Genomic DNA, 15,163 nt, shown 5'->3' with positions numbered 1-15,163 from the left:
CGATCAGGCTTTTGGTAGGTTGATGGTTTTGTCTTCGTTCTGACGATAAAGAAGGAAGTTCTTACCGATCACCTGCACAACCTCTGCGCCTGTTTCTGCGGCGAGTTCTGCAGCAACAACCTTGCGATCCTCCAGGCAGCCCTCCTGGATCTTTACTTTGATCAGTTCGTGAGCCTCAAGAGCTTCGTTGGTCGCCTTAACGACATCTTCGCTGAGGTGGTGCTTGCCGACCATGACAAAGGGCTTCAGGCCGTGACCGAGACCGCGCAAAAAGCGGTTTTGCTTGCCGGTGAGTTGTTTCGTTGCTTCTGACATCTGTTTATTCCTTATATTGGCTTCAGCCCGTGCAGTGATAAGGGCGAAACAAGAAAATTGACTGCTTGAGGCGGGCACTATAACATCGAGTTGTGATTACGTGGAAGCCTGTTTCTGGAGAGAGCCTGACATTATTTTTCTGTTATGACCCTACACCTTGCCATAGTCTGTGAAAATACCGTTGGACGCCCGATTTACGCGTGTGGTGAGCACGGTTTTTCCTGCCTGGTACGTACGGATACCGGGACCTGGCTCTTTGATACCGGCAGTGGCCAAACCCTGCTGGGTAATCTTGACGTACTGGAGATCGATGCCAGCCAGATTGATGCCGTGATACTGAGCCATGGTCACTATGATCACTGCGGTGGGTTGCTGCCGTTACTGCAGAAGATCGGGCCACGTCCTGTCTATTCACACTCTCAGATCTTTAGCGAACGGTTCTGGCAAGGGCAGCATGAAGAACGTGATATCAGCCTTCCATACACCCGGTCAGAGCTTGAATCTGCCGGGGCGACCTTCCATCATCTGGATTCTTTTGCAGGGGTTGCTCCAGGGCTCTATTTCAGTGGCTCGATCCCACGTCTTGAGCCGCTTGAAAAAGGCGATCCGCATCTGGTTCAACGACCTGCAAAAGGTGAAGGGTGGCTCGATGATGAATTTTTCGATGACGCTGCTCTTGCCATTGAGACAGAAAAGGGTCTCGTCATTCTGCTTGGTTGTGCACATTCAGGCTTGATCAATACCGTCGAGCACTTTCGCCGCGAATTAGGCGGCCCCCGTATTCACGCGATTATTGGTGGTACGCACCTCGGCCCGGCCAGTGATGAGCAGTTTGCCGCAACCGTCGACTATTTGAAGCGTCTTGATTTTGATCGACTGGGCGTTTCTCACTGCACCGGGCAGGTCCGTTCTGCCCAGTTGTTCGTGCATCTCCCCAATAAAGTTTTCTTCGCAAATGTTGGTTCAACCTTTAGAATCTAGAGGCTGGAGGCTGGGGGCTGGCAAACCACAGGACAATCCCCTTTCCAGGTCAATAAGTCACTGATTACTGATTACTGATTACTGGTTACTGATACATGTAGGTTTTAACACCATGGGCACACCGCTTTGCATCCTGATTGTTGATGACTCCAAGTTTTTCATCGAACTGGAGAGGCAATTCCTTCGCAATACGCCTGCAACGGTCTTGCCCGCTGATTCTGCCAGAGAAGCCCTGTTGTTGGCCAGGGAACATCAACCCAACCTCGTCTATATGGATGTTGATATGCCGGAGATGAATGGCTACGATTGCTGCCGTGCCTTTAAGTCTGACCCTGATTTGCGTGAGATACCTGTTGTCCTGATAGGAGGGGATGATCCTGCTACCGATGAGGCAAAAGCGCGCGCTTCCGGTGCGGAGGATTATTTGCCCAAACCGCTCGATCGTCGTCTCTTCTTAGCTTCCGGGCATCGCTTCCTGGTCAGTATCGATCGACGTGAACCACGCAGGAACTGTCAGATTATCGTTGACTATACCTGTCGTGGCCGGCGTATGATGGGTCGTTGCATTGATATCAGCAGTGGTGGTATGTTTCTGGAGTGTCAACCTACGGCTCAGACTGGCGAGTTGCTACTGCTTAAATTCTGTTTGCCCGATGAGAAGAAAACCCCGGTCGAGGTGCATGGCAGAATTGCCTGGGCGAATGCCAATGGCTCCATTATTAAAGAGGGTTTTCCTCTCGGCTATGGTGTTGAGTTCGTTGATATTGCCGTCTCAGTGGGTACGGCCTTGCGCCGTTGTTTTGGAACATAGATTGCTTGTTAAGTGTTTTTTTGTCTGATTGTGGGGGGCCATAATGACTAAGTTAAGTATCCTTCTGGCGGATGATTCTCGGTTTTTCCGGGCCATAGAAAGCCAGTTCCTGCAAAAAACTCCAGCTGAAATCCTTGAGGCCGACGATTGCGATACAGCCTTGGCGATGGTGCGCAACGAAAGACCGGACCTGGTCTATCTTTCCTTTTCGTTGCCGCCTACCGGAGGCCTTGATTGCTGTCAGAGGATCAAAAGAGATCCCGAATTGCGTACCATCCCTGTGGTTATCGTCTGTGATCCGGACTCCCCTGAGCAACCCGAACTCGCTCGAAAGAAGGGCTGTGACGCATGGCTGAGTAAACCTTTGGACAAGCATAGCTTCCTACAGCTCGGTAGACAGTTTCTTCCGGGAGTCCGGGAGCACCGGCAACCCACTTTCTTCCGTGTTACCATCCTTTCTGAAGGTGAAGAGTTTGCCGGCAAGTGTTTGGACCTGTCAGGCGGTGGGATGTTCGTTGAAAGCCAAGCTGATCTTGCCCCTGGCACAGAAATCGAATTAAGCTTTAAGCTCCCTGATGGGCCTGGGACCCAACTCAGCTGCAGGGCTGTAGTCTCATGGTTGAACCGCAAGCCCAACCCCTTGAAGCCACATTACCCACACGGTCTCGGTATCATGTTTGCCAAGCTACCCGAGGCCGTTCGTAAGGCAATCCTGCGAATCTCTGACAAGAAAGCTTCCAGCTGACAAACGCCCGGATTTCTGCTAAAAGATCAGTCCAAACATGTAACAAACAGGAGTGGTGATGAAGATATATATTGACAAGAATAAGTGCCATGGCTCGGGAGAGTGCCTCAAAGCTTGTCCCCATGGTGCTTTACAGGTTATCGACGGCAAGGCTGTTGTTGATCATGCCATCTGTGATCTGGACGGACTTTGTCTGCCTGCTTGCCCCCATGATGCAATTTGTATAGCAGAAGAGGCTTAGCGAACGTCCCGGCAAGAGTCTAGTGCTTCACATTTTAGTGGTTTTTTCAACAATGGCGTCAGGCCCTTCTGACGCCATTGTTTTTGTTTGTCCTGGAAACTTTCACCCCCAGAATTGCTAAAGCACGGTTGTTTGGTAAAGTTTAGACTGGTTTTTTTTATTCCAACTTTTGAGAGGAGATCGAGATGAATAAGTGGGTTTTTTGGGCTTGCCTGGTGAGCTTCTTGGTTGTTCCTTTTTATACGTTTGCTGATGATGGCAAGTGTATTACCTGCCACGATGGCATCGAGAAGATATCAGAAGTCGACGGAATGAGTCATTTGAGCTGCACGGACTGTCACAAGGGAGATGCTTCTGCTGTCGAAGCAGAGAAGGCCCACACGGGCATGTATGGCAATCCCAGTGACTTTCGTGTAATTGAAGAAACCTGCGGCACATGTCATCCCGAGGAAGTCGAAAACAACATGAAGTCTCTGCACTCAACCAGTGCCGGGATTATCAGCGGCACCCGTTATGATTTTGGTGCTCAGGACCGGGCTTCTATCTATGCCAATTACGCTGTTAAGGATGACAACCCGGAAGGTGAGTATGCCTTGGCTGAGTTGGCAGAAGTCCCTTATTATGACCCGAGCAAGCCGGAAAGTTCAACCAACTCTACAGGCGACGATTACCTGCGTAATCAGTGTCTTCGTTGTCACCTGTGGAGCGACGGACACCAGCGCGATGGCGACTATCGTGCTAGCGGTTGTGCCGCTTGTCATGTCGTTTATTCTGATGCCGGCCTCTATGAAGGAGGGGACAAGGCGATCGACAAGAGCCAGAAAGATCGGCCGATGTTCCATCGTATAACCTCAAAGATTCCTGAGAACCAATGTATTCACTGCCATAACCGCGGCGGACGAACTGGCGTCAGCTTTATCGGTACGATGGAAAGTGATGCTTACGGCACTCCATGGACCGGCTCTGGCGGCAAACAGGGGAAACTCCACGGCAAGAACTACAATCACCTTCAAGCCGATGTCCACTACGATAAGGGTTTGACTTGCATCGATTGCCACACCAAGCAGGATCTGCATGGTGACGGCAATATTTACGCCAAGAAATGGCAAGCGGTTGAGGTTGAGTGCGAAGACTGCCATGGCACCATGCAGAAGAAATCCGAGCTGAAGAGCTCTTGGGGCAACCCTTTGACGAATTTGAAAGTAAAGGACGGTAAGATTGTCCTTACCAGCAAGATGACGGGTAAGGAGCATATAGTCCCCCAGGTCTCCGAGGCCAAGTACTCATCCGAGGGTCATACTGCCATGGTTAACCTCCCTGTCCACATGGAGAAACTCGAATGTTATACTTGCCACGCAACCTGGGCTCCACAGTGCTATGGTTGTCACGCCAAACAGGATATCGCCAAGCCCAATGGCGATTGGTTGAATTCTAAAGAGGGTGGTGATGACAGTATGGCAAGCCACAAGGATAACCGAGAAAAAACGGCTTATTCCTGGAACGAATCCCGTTCTTACCTGCGTTGGGAGACACCGATTATCGGTTGGAACCCGGAGGGCAAGATTAGCACCTTTATTCCTGGCTGCCAGGTGTTCTTCACGCAGATGGACGGCGAAAAGAATCTCGTGCTCAATAAGACCTATACGACTGTAGATGGCACCAGTGGTATAGCGACCAACCCGATTCAACCCCATACCGTCACCAAGAAAGCCCGAACTTGCGCAGATTGCCACATGTCGCGTAAGGCCCTTGGCCTTGGTAATGGCATGTATATGATCGAAAAGAATTTCCCGGAAGGTTCGCCGATCGATTTTGAACTTGAGCGGATTGTCGATGAAGACGGCAAGCAAATCCAGGCAACCAATCACGTAGGCGCTCGACCTTTAAACAAGGAAGAACAACAAAGGATCATGAGGGCCGGAACCTGTGAGGCCTGTCATGGTATGGACATGGACTTCTGGGCTAAAATGAAAGAAGAGAAAGCGATTAAGGCTGCCCCAGATGATGAGATGCACACCCTGGGTATCCGAAGGATAATGAAGAGTGGCGTGAAATAGTCAATCCCTGGTCGTTTGCTAAACAAAAAGGCCCCCTCAGTGGGGCCTTTTTGTGTTAGGGAATCGTCTTCGTCATTAACGGTATTTTTTAAGCGGGCTTTTGCTTATTCTTCTGTGTCAATGTCGGCCTCAACCACGAAACGCTTGATCTTGCGCGTCGTCGTCTTCGGGAACTCGTCTTCACGCAGGGTGAAGCGTTTTACTCTCTTGTAGTCGGCCAGGTTCTTGCCGCGTTCGAGAACCTCCTGGCGGATTATCTTCTCGATCTCTTCTGGCTTATAATGAGTCACTCCTGCTTCGGCAGCATGAGCGTCCAATGCGTCCTGGTCAGGGTAAATCATGGCATATACTTCTTCAGAGGTTTCATTGACCTTGTGGCCGTAAACCATTATTTCTGCAACAAAAGGACTGTTAAGTATTTCATTTTCTATCTCTTCGGGATAGACATTCTTGCCGTTTGCCGTAACGATGAGATTTTTCAGCCTGCCACAAATTCTCAGGTACCCATCGTCTTCGAGACAACCCAGGTCCCCGGTGTGGTACCAACCATCCGTAATCGCTTCTTTGGTCGCCTGCGGGTTATTGTAGTAACCGAGCATAATATTGGGCCCTTTGGCCCAGATCTCACCGACGCCTTCTGAGTTTGCGTCGTGAATCTTGACTTCGACGCCCGGTATCGGCTTGCCGACGGTTCCCAGCCGCTTCACGGTGGGAGATTCTGCAGCGATAACCGGCGAGGTTTCGGTAATGCCATAGCCTTGGTAGACGTTTAACCCCAAATCCATCAGGGTCGCTGCAACCTCCGGATCAAGAGCCGCACCACCACTGATAAAGACAGGGCTGCCACCGAAGGCCTCGCGGACTTTCTTCGTCACCAGGCCGCGGGTCGGAGTGAACTTAAAGAGTGCCTTGGAAAGAGGCCGGCTTTCGATTTTGCGCGACATGCGATCTGCGAGCAGTCTGAAAACAGCCGGGACGCCAAGTAAAAAATTGGGTTTTACCTCGCCCAGATTATCTCCCAACTTGCGCAGGCTCTCAGCGAAGGAGACTGTGCCGCCGACCGCGAGCGGCAGGATTATCCCTGCGACTTGCTCAAAGACGTGGTTGATCGGCAGAAAGGACAGTGTGTGCATGCTTGGATCAAGGTCAAAGAGCTCTATCGCTGTGCGCACGTTGCTGGTAATGTTGCGGTGGCTCAGCATGGCGCCCTTGGAACGCCCCGTTGTGCCAGAGGTGTAAAGGATGACCGCGAGGTCGTTTGGCTGACAACTCGTCAACGGTGGCGGTGACGCTTTCTGGAAGTCTTCAAGGTTTTCTACCGAGAAAACAGGGGTTTTTTCGTCGGGGTCGCGCAGCAAGCGGGTAAAGAAGTTTTTCTTCTTGTCTCCCTGTTTGACCCCCGTGGGCATGACAAGTTGTTGAAAATCTTCTGCCAGGCCTTCAAAGGACTGGATATCGTCGTCCTTGATCTTGTAGCGCTGGCTGAGTCGATGCCATTCGCTGATAAGCAACGCAAGGGCGTGTTCCACCTTTGGGGAAATCTGTCCCTTTTGTGTTGGTTCCTGGTTCAGCAGGACGATCTTCTCGAGCTGGGGCAAGTTCTCCGCGACATCAAGGATCAAATCAAGGTAGGAATGTTCTGTAAATAAAACCCGCGCGCCGCAGTCAGCAATAATATGACGCAGCTCTCCCTGCTTGAGGTCTTTGTCGATCGGCACAGCGATGGCGTTGCTTTTGAGTATGCCGAAGTAGGCCATGACCCAGGCAGGGGATGATGGTGCCAGCAAAGCAACGCGATCGCCGGACTCTAGGCCCCACTCGACCAGGCCGGCGGCGATCTGGTCAGAGGTGCTCCAGATCGTTGCGTAGCTGTACTCAACCCAGCGGCCGGCAACTTTGTGTCTTAGGGCAGTCTTTCTGGATTGTGTACGGCAGCTTTTCTGCAGCATTTCTGTAATCAAAGCCATAAAGCCTCTCTGTAATGGAATCCTTACAATAATATCAGCATCTTAATCACGCTCAGGCGCACTTGGCAAGAATAAAGCCGACGGGCTCTTCTTGGCCTCAGTTGTAAATAAGCTTCATTCCCTTTTTGCTTCTTTACAAATTACCAGTATTTCGATATTTTTCATTGTTCTCCAAAAATATGTATAGATTGCTGTCGCAAGGGATAAGTTCTTATATTTATGAAACAATCACAGATTCGAAATTTCTCTATCATTGCTCATATTGATCACGGTAAATCAACTCTCGCTGATCGCTTGCTGGAAATGACCGGAACCCTGACAGACAGGGAGAAGACAGACCAGTTTCTTGACAAGATGGACCTGGAGAGAGAGCGCGGTATCACGATAAAGGCCCAGGCGGTTCGCCTGAGCTATCGTGCCGCCGACGGCCAGGATTACATCCTTAACCTGATCGACACCCCGGGCCACGTTGACTTTACCTATGAGGTCAGTCGTTCTCTCTCTGCCTGTGAAGGTGCTCTGCTCGTTGTTGATGCATCACAGGGAGTTGAAGCGCAGACCCTGGCAAACGTTTACCTGGCCATCGATGAAAATTTGGAAGTCTTTCCCGTTCTAAACAAAATCGACCTTCCCAGCGCCGAACCTGAAAAAGTTCGCGCTGAGATAGAGGAGATCATTGGCCTGGATGCCAGCGATGCGGTTGTTGCCAGCGCCAAGACAGGCCTTGGCGTCGCGGATATTCTGGAAGCCATTGTAAAAAAGATTCCGCCTCCTGAGGGCGACCCGGACGCACCATTAAAAGCCCTGATCTTTGATTCTTGGTACGACCCTTACCAGGGTGTCATCGTTCTGGTGCGTGTTATTGACGGTGCCATGAAAAAGGGTGACAAGATTCGTCTCATGGAGAGCCGTACTGAACATGAGATTCTTAAAGTCGGTGTCTTCGCTCCGCATACGGTAGCCGTGGATGAACTGACGGCAGGTGAGGTCGGCTTTATTACCGCCAGCATCAAGGTCGTAGCGGATGCCAAGGTCGGTGACACGATTACTCATGTACGCAATCCGACAGCCAAAGCTCTGCCAGGCTTTAAAGACGTCAAGCCAATGGTCTTTTCCGGTCTTTACCCGATTGATTCCGGCGATTACGAAGATCTTCGCGACGCCATGGAGAAATTACGCCTTAATGACAGCTCTTTCTCCTTCGAACCGGAGAATTCAGTCGCCCTTGGTTTCGGCTTTCGCTGCGGTTTCCTCGGCCTCCTGCATATGGAGATCATTCAGGAGCGCCTTGAGCGTGAGTTTGGCGTTGATTTGATCACCACGGCACCGACGGTTGTTTATCGGGTCACCACGGTAAAAGGTGAAACGATCAACGTCGACAGCGCCAACAAGCTGCCTGATGTGCAGAACATCGACCTGATCGAAGAGCCTTTCATCCTGGCCTCCGTACATGTTCCCAACGAGTTTGTTGGTGCCGTACTCGCTTTGTGCGAGGAGAAACGTGGTGTGCAGCGTGAAATCAAGTACCTGACCGCGAACCGTGTCATGGTTATCTACGAGCTGCCGCTCAACGAGATCGTTATGGACTTTTTCGATCGTCTCAAGAGCCTCTCACGTGGTTATGCTTCCCTCGACTATGAGCACCTTGATTATCGTCCGAGTGAGCTGGTTCGGCTTAACATCCTGATCAATGGTGACCTGGTCGACGCACTCTCACTGATCGTACATCGCGACAAAGCCCAATACCGCGGTCGTGACCTGGTCGCGAAGATGAAAGAATTTATCCCGCGCCAGCAGTTTGAAGTGGCGATTCAAGCGGCTATCGGCAACAAGGTTATCGCCCGCGAAACTGTCAAGGCTCTCCGCAAGGATGTTACGGCGAAGTGTTACGGTGGCGACATCAGCCGTAAGCGCAAACTCCTGGAAAAACAGAAAGAGGGCAAGAAGAGGATGAAACAGGTCGGCAACGTTGAGCTGCCTCAGGAAGCCTTTCTGGCCATATTGAAAGTCAAGGAAAACAAGTAATGAAGCTTTTTGCAAAAAAGCAGGCTGTTAATGAACAGGAGCCGCCCAAGAAGTCCCAGTTGCGCGATTGGACAGAAGCACTGATTGTCGCTGCCATCCTTGCGCTGATTATTCGTACTTTCGTCGTTCAGGCCTTCAAAATCCCTTCTGGGTCCATGGAAGACACGTTGCTGATTGGTGACCATCTGCTGGTAAGCAAGTTCACTTACGGTTTACAGGTGCCCTTTATTGAAGACCGCATCTTTACGATTCGCGACCCGGAACGTGGTGACATCATTGTCTTCGAGTTTCCCGAAGATAAAGACAAGTCTTATTTCAAGCGTCGTGATTTCATCAAGCGTGTTGTTGGCCTGCCCGGAGACACTGTTGAGATCCGCAACAAAAGCGTTTACGTGAATGGCGAGCGGCATCTGACACCCGAAGCTGTCTACAAGGATGGCAACGTCACTGCCGGCCCACGTGACAACATGCCACTGGTCACTGTGCCGCCAGACAACTATTTCGTCATGGGAGACAATCGCGATCGTTCCTACGATAGCCGCTTCTGGCGTTTTGTCGACCGCTCGGCGATCAAGGGGTTGGCATTTATCAAGTATTGGTCCTGGGACAAGGAGAAGTTCATGCCGCGCTGGGGTCGCATCGGTCGTCCTATCAAGTAACCGTGATTGTTGATATTTTGTAGCTAAGGAGCGTCTCCAATAATGAGGCGCTCCTTTTCTTTGGGTTGCAACCAAAACAAAAGTAATGCAAGACCTAAGGCGTCTATCAACGCAGACGCGCAAAGACGCAGAGATAAATGGCTATGACTGTAATTCTTTCTTCTGTCTGTATCTTCTCTCAGCGCCTCAGTGCCTCCGCGTTGAATATGTTTTGGCTTTATGTTTTTTTTGAGTACCCACTTTCCCGATGCCAAGGCATAATAGGCTCATGCTGCTCCACTCCTTCACCACCTTCAGCAAATCCAACCAGAGGATGATCTTCCTCTTGATAGCCAGTCACCTGGTATGGGGGTGCGCTCTCATCGGTTTCTGGTCAACCGGCCGTCTGTTTGAAACAGCTTCCCTTTTATGGTCAGGTCTCTACCTTGCTTTCCAGCTTTACGCCGCAGCACAACTTCTTTTGCCAGTGCTCCTGATTCATCCGGAGGATCGCAACAGAGGGTTCTATCTGTTCTGGGGGATCGTGCTGCTTTTGTCCGTGTGGCTGCTTCAACAGCTTAGCCTGACAGCTGCATGGCAGCCCCTGCTAGACGCTTTCCAGTCTGCGCTGTTGCTCCTGGTCGCAACTGTGACTGGTGCCGCAATGGCGCGTTATATTGATAAACTATGGGAGATTGTCCCTGTCTGCCTGGTGATGACCTTGGCTGATTTTGCCAGTTGGCTCTACGGTCCAACCGCCGGCTTTTCTCAAGCCATCCAGCAATACTATGAGGCTCCTTCTGGGCCACCACCACTGGTTGACATGATCCTGGTGAAACTCGCTTTTCCAGGTGCCTCTGGCTTGCTGCCTGCTTTCGGTATCTCTGATTGGATTATGGTTGTGTTCTTTGCCATAGTTGCTGCTCGTCATGAGGTGAATGACAACCTGGTTGGCGCCTGCGGAGAAAAACAGGCGCGGCAGGGGCGAATAGGGGGGTATCTGCCGGTTTCGGTTGTTGCGCTTTTCCTGGCGATGACACTTGCGCAGACAACGGGACTCTTTATCCCGGCGCTTCCGGTTATTGCTCTGGTTATGATGCTTTGGTACTCTTTGCGATATCTGTTTTTACGGCTGTGAATTGTAACTGGCAAACCACAGGGATTACCCCCGACTAAAAAAGGTTGTCCCCTGATCGTAGAGATCACTAATCACTGATAACGACAACTAACAACTGGACCTCAGATGAAAAACAGCAACTCTCGCCTCGTCTATTCCTGCGAATCTGGCCGTACTTGCCCAAAGTGCAAGAAACCGATTGCTGGGTGTGTGTGTCGTAAATCGGCAACACTCCCTCCTCACGGGGATGGTGTTGTTCGTGTCGGTCGTGAAACCAAGGGACGTAAAGGCAAAGGAGTGACTCTGGTCACAGGTGTTCCGCTGCCAACCAGCGAACTCAAAAAACTTGCGAAAGAGTTGAAACAGAAATGCGGGACTGGCGGCACTCTCAAGGATGGCGTGATTGAGATACAGGGCGATCATCGCGATTCCTTGATTGAAATGCTTAAAGCCAGGGGTTGGACGGTTAAGAGGAGCGGGGGCTAGGGGCTGGGGCCTGGAGACTGGGGAGTCACTAACCACCTTTTTAAGGATTTACTGATGGCTGTTCACGAATCACTATTGACGGGGGTTTATCAATGAAAGTTTTCGTTCTTCTCGGCAGCATCAATGCTTTCCTCGGCGTCGCTTTAGGCGCATTTGGCGCTCATGGTCTGAAAAGCAAGGTCTCCCCTGAGATGCTTGTGGTCTGGCAGACAGGTGTTCAGTATCACCTGGTTCATGCTCTCGCTCTTCTGCTCATCGGCATCCTCTGTCACTTGATGCCCGATCCTGCTTTGGCTCGCAACGCTGGATGGGCCATCCTGATCGGGATTCTCCTCTTCTCAGGCTCGTTGTATGTCATGGTCCTTTCCGGGGCCAGGGCGCTGGGTATTATTACCCCCTTGGGCGGTGTTGCATTTCTTGTAGGTTGGTTGTTGTTGATTCTTGCCGCCTGGAAAAATGCTTCCTGAGACGTTCAAGACTGCTGGTTGTATTTGCTGTCGCCAAACTTGTAGAAGGAAGGAAAAACGATACAATGGGACGACATCATCGTCGTCCACCATCCTCGTTGGGGTAAAAAATGAAACCAGAACAAAGCCAAGGGCTTACACTCAGACCTGAGCAAACCAATAACGCAACACCTTTTCCTGAATTCCTTGAAGCCTTCAAATCGAATTTACATAACGTCTTTCATAATCGCGAAGATTTCGACAAACTCAGCATTAATCGTGGGCTGCCGCCTTATGTCCTGCGAGACATCCTGGCTTCCAGCCCACTGTCTACCTTTATTCAAACCGAGCAGGGTGGGCGGGGCGGGCAAATCAGTGAAGGCATTGCTCTCATTGAGGCCGCCTCGTACGAATCCCTGGCTTTGGCGCTGGTTTTCGGAATCAATTGGGCGCTCTTTATCCAACCGGTCACAAAGTATGGTCAGGAGGCTGCACGAGAAGCGGTTTTAAAGGACTTCGTGCAACACAAGAAGATGGGCGGGTTGATGATCACCGAGCCTGACTATGGCAGCGATGCTTTACATATGCAGACCTCGTGGAGTGGCGAAGGTGATTTTTGTCACCTGCAAGGAACCAAACATTGGGCAGGTTTGACCGGTTGGGCCGACTACTGGCTGCTTACGGCACGGCAGGTCACAGAAAAGAAGGGTCTGGCACGCGATATCGACTTTTTTATCTGTGACGCCAATGCACCCGGTCAGCAAGTTGTTGTCGAGGAAAAATTCAACAACCTTGGCCTTTACATGATTCCCTACGGCCGCAATCGCATCAATGTCACGATTCCCAAAACACATCGACTGATCCCGCACAGCACAGGGATCAAGATGATGCTCGACTTGCTGCATCGCAGCCGCATGCAGTTTCCAGCGATGGCGATGGGGTTCCTGACGCGCATCCTTGATGAAGCGACCAACCACACTCGCGAGCGCCTGGTCGGTGGCAAAGCTTTGTATCACTACGATCAGGTCCAAGCCCGCCTGGCGAAGATTCAGTCGGCGTTCACCATCTGTTCAGCAATGTGTGTCAACGCGAGCGAGCACGCCAGTATCGATCGTGATTTAGCCTCTCATGGATTGGAAGCGAACTCTATCAAAACCTGCGTCACTGATCTCATGCAGGATGCCGCCCAATCATTGCTGCAGCTAGTTGGAGCAGCAGGCTATCGCCTTGACCACTTCGCCGGCCGCGCCATTGTCGACAGTCGCCCATTTCAGATCTTCGAAGGATCCAACGATATTCTTTATGTGCAGATTGCTGAAGCGCTCCTCAAGCAAATGAAAATCGCCAAGGAGAAAAACCTGTTCCGCTACCTCAACAGTTTTGACCTAACTCATCGCGCCAGCGGACTGATTAAGGAATTGATCGAGTTTGATCTTGAGGCGTCCCTACCTCAACGCAAAATGACCGAGTTAGGCAAGATTGTAAGTCGTATTGTCTCTATGGATCTGGTCTTGAGGTTGGGAGAAAAGGGGTTTGATCAAGAGATGATCAACGGCAGCCTTGTCAATCTGCAACAGGAGATTGCCGGTTTGTTAACTGTTTGTGCTTTTGATAACTGTTCCGCGTTGATTGACCCTGATTCGGAGCATCCTTCCTGGCGGGAATTCTGTCGTTAAACTAATGGCTTATAGCTAAAACAAAGGTTGTAATTATTTAACGCAAAGGCGCGAAGGGGTAGAGAAAGCCCGCAAAGAAAACCACCTCAAAAAGCGACATCAGTCACCTTCCGTCAATGTTTCGCCAAAAACCGGTCAAGTTGGTTAGCAAACGCCTGCTTGTCACATGCATTGAAGGTCGCCGGGCCGGCGGTTTCAACGCCGCAGCCACGGAGCTCGTCAAGCATGTTACGTACCGCAAGCCTTTCTTTGATATTGTCTTCCGTGTAGAACTCTCCGCGTGGATTCAGTGCATGGCCGTTTTTCTCAATTGCTGCCGCGGCCAGTGGAATGTCGGCAGTAATCACCAGGTCCCCGGCCTGCATCAGCTCCACAATCTTGTCATCTGCCACATCAAACCCGGAGCCCACAACCATTGACCCGATAAAGGCTGAGGCCGGGGTTTGCAAGGGCTGATTGGCGACCAGGGTCAGCTGTACTTTTTTCCTGTCAGCAGCCCTGTAGAGAATATCTTTAATGACCCTGGGGCAGGCGTCAGCGTCGACCCAAATTTGCATCTATAGCTCCTGGAGAACAGCGAACAACCGTTAACAAAACGACGACCTTAAACCTCGGAATGCACTTTAAAAGAGAGCCTTAACCATCTAAGATTACGACTCGTTCTGTCTTCATCTTAACCATATCACCAATCGTAAATCAGTCTTCCAGGCCCAGGTGATCGTTCTCAATCTCCACCAGGGCTGAAAACACTTCTCTGGCGCGTGGTGAAGTCGCAGCTTCAGCAAACTTTCGGTACGATTCAATCGCGATCTGTTCCCGACGATGGCTCTCCTGAAGATTGACCTCGCCGTCAGTGCTTGCTTCAACGTCAAAGAGTGCAGGTTTGGTGGTTTTGAGGTGCTTGGAGAAAATGCTGGCGTGTTCTGATTCAACCTTCATAAGTGCCTTAAAGAGCCACTTGTGGATATCTTCCGTTGAGCTTTCAGCCGCGGCCTTATAAAAGCTGGCATTACCAATCTCAATGTCCAGGGCAGCGTTGAAGTTGTCTTGTTCCTCACGGCTGAAGTTGTTCTCCTGCTCGAACTTGTTGACATAGTCATGTGCATCGACAAAATAATGTTTTTTTGCGCCACAGTAAGGACAGTTGATGGGCGCGTCGTCACCCAGGTAAGGGTCGCCGCAGATCTGGCATTTGTAGAGCTTGTACTCATTCATGGTTAATACCTTCTGGTTGCTTGTGATTTGGGTCAATGACGGTTGAGAAGTTATTACAATGTGGCTTGCCGCATGTCAATAAAATCTAAAAATAGACACCCCCTAACTACGCACGTAGTCTCTACCTTTCTTGACTAGCTCGGCCCTTAAAGGTATTTTGAAAATCTGTGATTTAATGTTGCGGACAATTGTTCGCTATTGGTGCTGAAACAAAAGGAGGGATTGCGCTTTATGCGCGATGCTCCTTTTTGTTTTTTTGAGGATCCCTATAAGTGAACACACAGTTTCTATTAGTATTCTAATCGCCTGAACCGGTGTGATATCGGTCGGCGTTTTTTAGTTGTGAAAGACGTTTTCTCGGCGGCGGTTGGCTTTTTGTACAAGGCACTCGTTTAGCAATGACACAGGTTTTTCTTCGCATCTAAAGGGTCGCTCTTGGCTGG

General features: G+C 50.7%; 15 protein-coding genes. 11 read left to right on the top strand and 4 right to left on the bottom strand.

Features of this window, described 5'->3' with window-relative positions; translation table 11 throughout:
* Positions 1–3 precede the first annotated feature (3 nt).
* Positions 4–315 (bottom strand): ribosome assembly RNA-binding protein YhbY, encoded by a 312-nt coding sequence (gene yhbY, locus P9J64_02640; GenBank protein MDG5467216.1) that lies wholly within the window; start codon positions 313–315, stop codon positions 4–6.
* A gap of 144 nt (positions 316–459) precedes the next feature.
* Between yhbY and P9J64_02635 the strand changes: the two genes are divergently transcribed.
* The 5 genes from P9J64_02635 (at position 460) to P9J64_02615 (ending at position 5,150) form a co-directional block, all read left to right on the top strand.
* Entirely contained in the window at positions 460–1,296 is an 837-nt protein-coding gene (locus tag P9J64_02635) for an MBL fold metallo-hydrolase (GenBank protein ID MDG5467215.1), read from the top strand.
* A 112-nt stretch (positions 1,297–1,408) separates the two neighbouring features.
* Positions 1,409–2,107: a response regulator gene (locus P9J64_02630; GenBank protein ID MDG5467214.1), complete on the top strand. Its 699-nt coding sequence runs from the start codon at positions 1,409–1,411 to the stop codon at positions 2,105–2,107.
* A 43-nt stretch (positions 2,108–2,150) separates the two neighbouring features.
* A complete protein-coding gene (locus P9J64_02625) occupies positions 2,151–2,852 on the top strand; it encodes a response regulator (GenBank protein ID MDG5467213.1) in 702 nt (233 codons plus the stop codon).
* Positions 2,853–2,910: 58 nt separating this feature from the next.
* A complete protein-coding gene (locus tag P9J64_02620) occupies positions 2,911–3,093 on the top strand; it encodes a 4Fe-4S binding protein (protein MDG5467212.1) in 183 nt (60 codons plus the stop codon).
* 185 nt (positions 3,094–3,278) lie between these two features.
* On the top strand, positions 3,279–5,150 hold the full coding sequence (locus P9J64_02615; protein ID MDG5467211.1) for a multiheme c-type cytochrome: 1,872 nt from the start codon (positions 3,279–3,281) through the stop codon (positions 5,148–5,150).
* A gap of 104 nt (positions 5,151–5,254) precedes the next feature.
* Here P9J64_02615 and P9J64_02610 read toward each other — a convergent pair whose 3' ends face one another.
* Positions 5,255–7,117 (bottom strand): AMP-binding protein, encoded by a 1,863-nt coding sequence (locus P9J64_02610; protein MDG5467210.1) that lies wholly within the window; start codon positions 7,115–7,117, stop codon positions 5,255–5,257.
* A 219-nt stretch (positions 7,118–7,336) separates the two neighbouring features.
* Here P9J64_02610 and lepA point away from each other — a divergent pair, with 219 nt between their 5' ends.
* The 6 genes from lepA to P9J64_02580 all read left to right on the top strand — a co-directional run bounded on the left by lepA (position 7,337) and on the right by P9J64_02580 (position 13,505).
* Positions 7,337–9,142: a translation elongation factor 4 gene (gene lepA, locus P9J64_02605; protein MDG5467209.1), complete on the top strand. Its 1,806-nt coding sequence runs from the start codon at positions 7,337–7,339 to the stop codon at positions 9,140–9,142.
* On the top strand, positions 9,142–9,801 hold the full coding sequence (gene lepB / locus P9J64_02600) for a signal peptidase I (GenBank protein MDG5467208.1): 660 nt from the start codon (positions 9,142–9,144) through the stop codon (positions 9,799–9,801). Before lepA ends, lepB begins: the two co-directional genes overlap by 1 nt.
* Positions 9,802–10,069: 268 nt before the next feature.
* Positions 10,070–10,918, top strand: coding sequence for a hypothetical protein (locus P9J64_02595; GenBank protein MDG5467207.1), 849 nt, complete (start codon positions 10,070–10,072; stop codon positions 10,916–10,918).
* Positions 10,919–11,023: 105 nt separating this feature from the next.
* Positions 11,024–11,383, top strand: a complete 360-nt coding sequence (locus P9J64_02590) for a translation initiation factor Sui1 (GenBank protein ID MDG5467206.1) — start codon at positions 11,024–11,026, stop codon at positions 11,381–11,383.
* A 92-nt stretch (positions 11,384–11,475) separates the two neighbouring features.
* Positions 11,476–11,850 (top strand): DUF423 domain-containing protein, encoded by a 375-nt coding sequence (locus tag P9J64_02585; GenBank protein MDG5467205.1) that lies wholly within the window; start codon positions 11,476–11,478, stop codon positions 11,848–11,850.
* A 110-nt stretch (positions 11,851–11,960) separates the two neighbouring features.
* Positions 11,961–13,505 carry an acyl-CoA dehydrogenase gene (locus P9J64_02580; GenBank protein MDG5467204.1) on the top strand — a complete coding sequence of 515 codons (1,545 nt, stop codon included), beginning with the start codon at positions 11,961–11,963 and terminating at the stop codon, positions 13,503–13,505.
* A 113-nt stretch (positions 13,506–13,618) separates the two neighbouring features.
* On the opposite strand, the gene P9J64_02575 is transcribed toward P9J64_02580, so the two are convergent.
* Positions 13,619–14,062, bottom strand: a complete 444-nt coding sequence (locus tag P9J64_02575; protein MDG5467203.1) for a YaiI/YqxD family protein — start codon at positions 14,060–14,062, stop codon at positions 13,619–13,621.
* A gap of 139 nt (positions 14,063–14,201) precedes the next feature.
* Positions 14,202–14,720: a ferritin family protein gene (locus tag P9J64_02570; protein MDG5467202.1), complete on the bottom strand. Its 519-nt coding sequence runs from the start codon at positions 14,718–14,720 to the stop codon at positions 14,202–14,204.
* Positions 14,721–15,163: the final 443 nt, after the last annotated feature.

The sequence above is a fragment of the Deltaproteobacteria bacterium IMCC39524 genome, from assembly GCA_029667085.1.
Lineage (GTDB): Bacteria > Desulfobacterota > Desulfuromonadia > Desulfuromonadales > BM103 > M0040.
The sequence above is the reverse complement of the archived record's forward strand: the minus strand, read 5'-3'. Positions and strand labels throughout refer to the sequence as shown.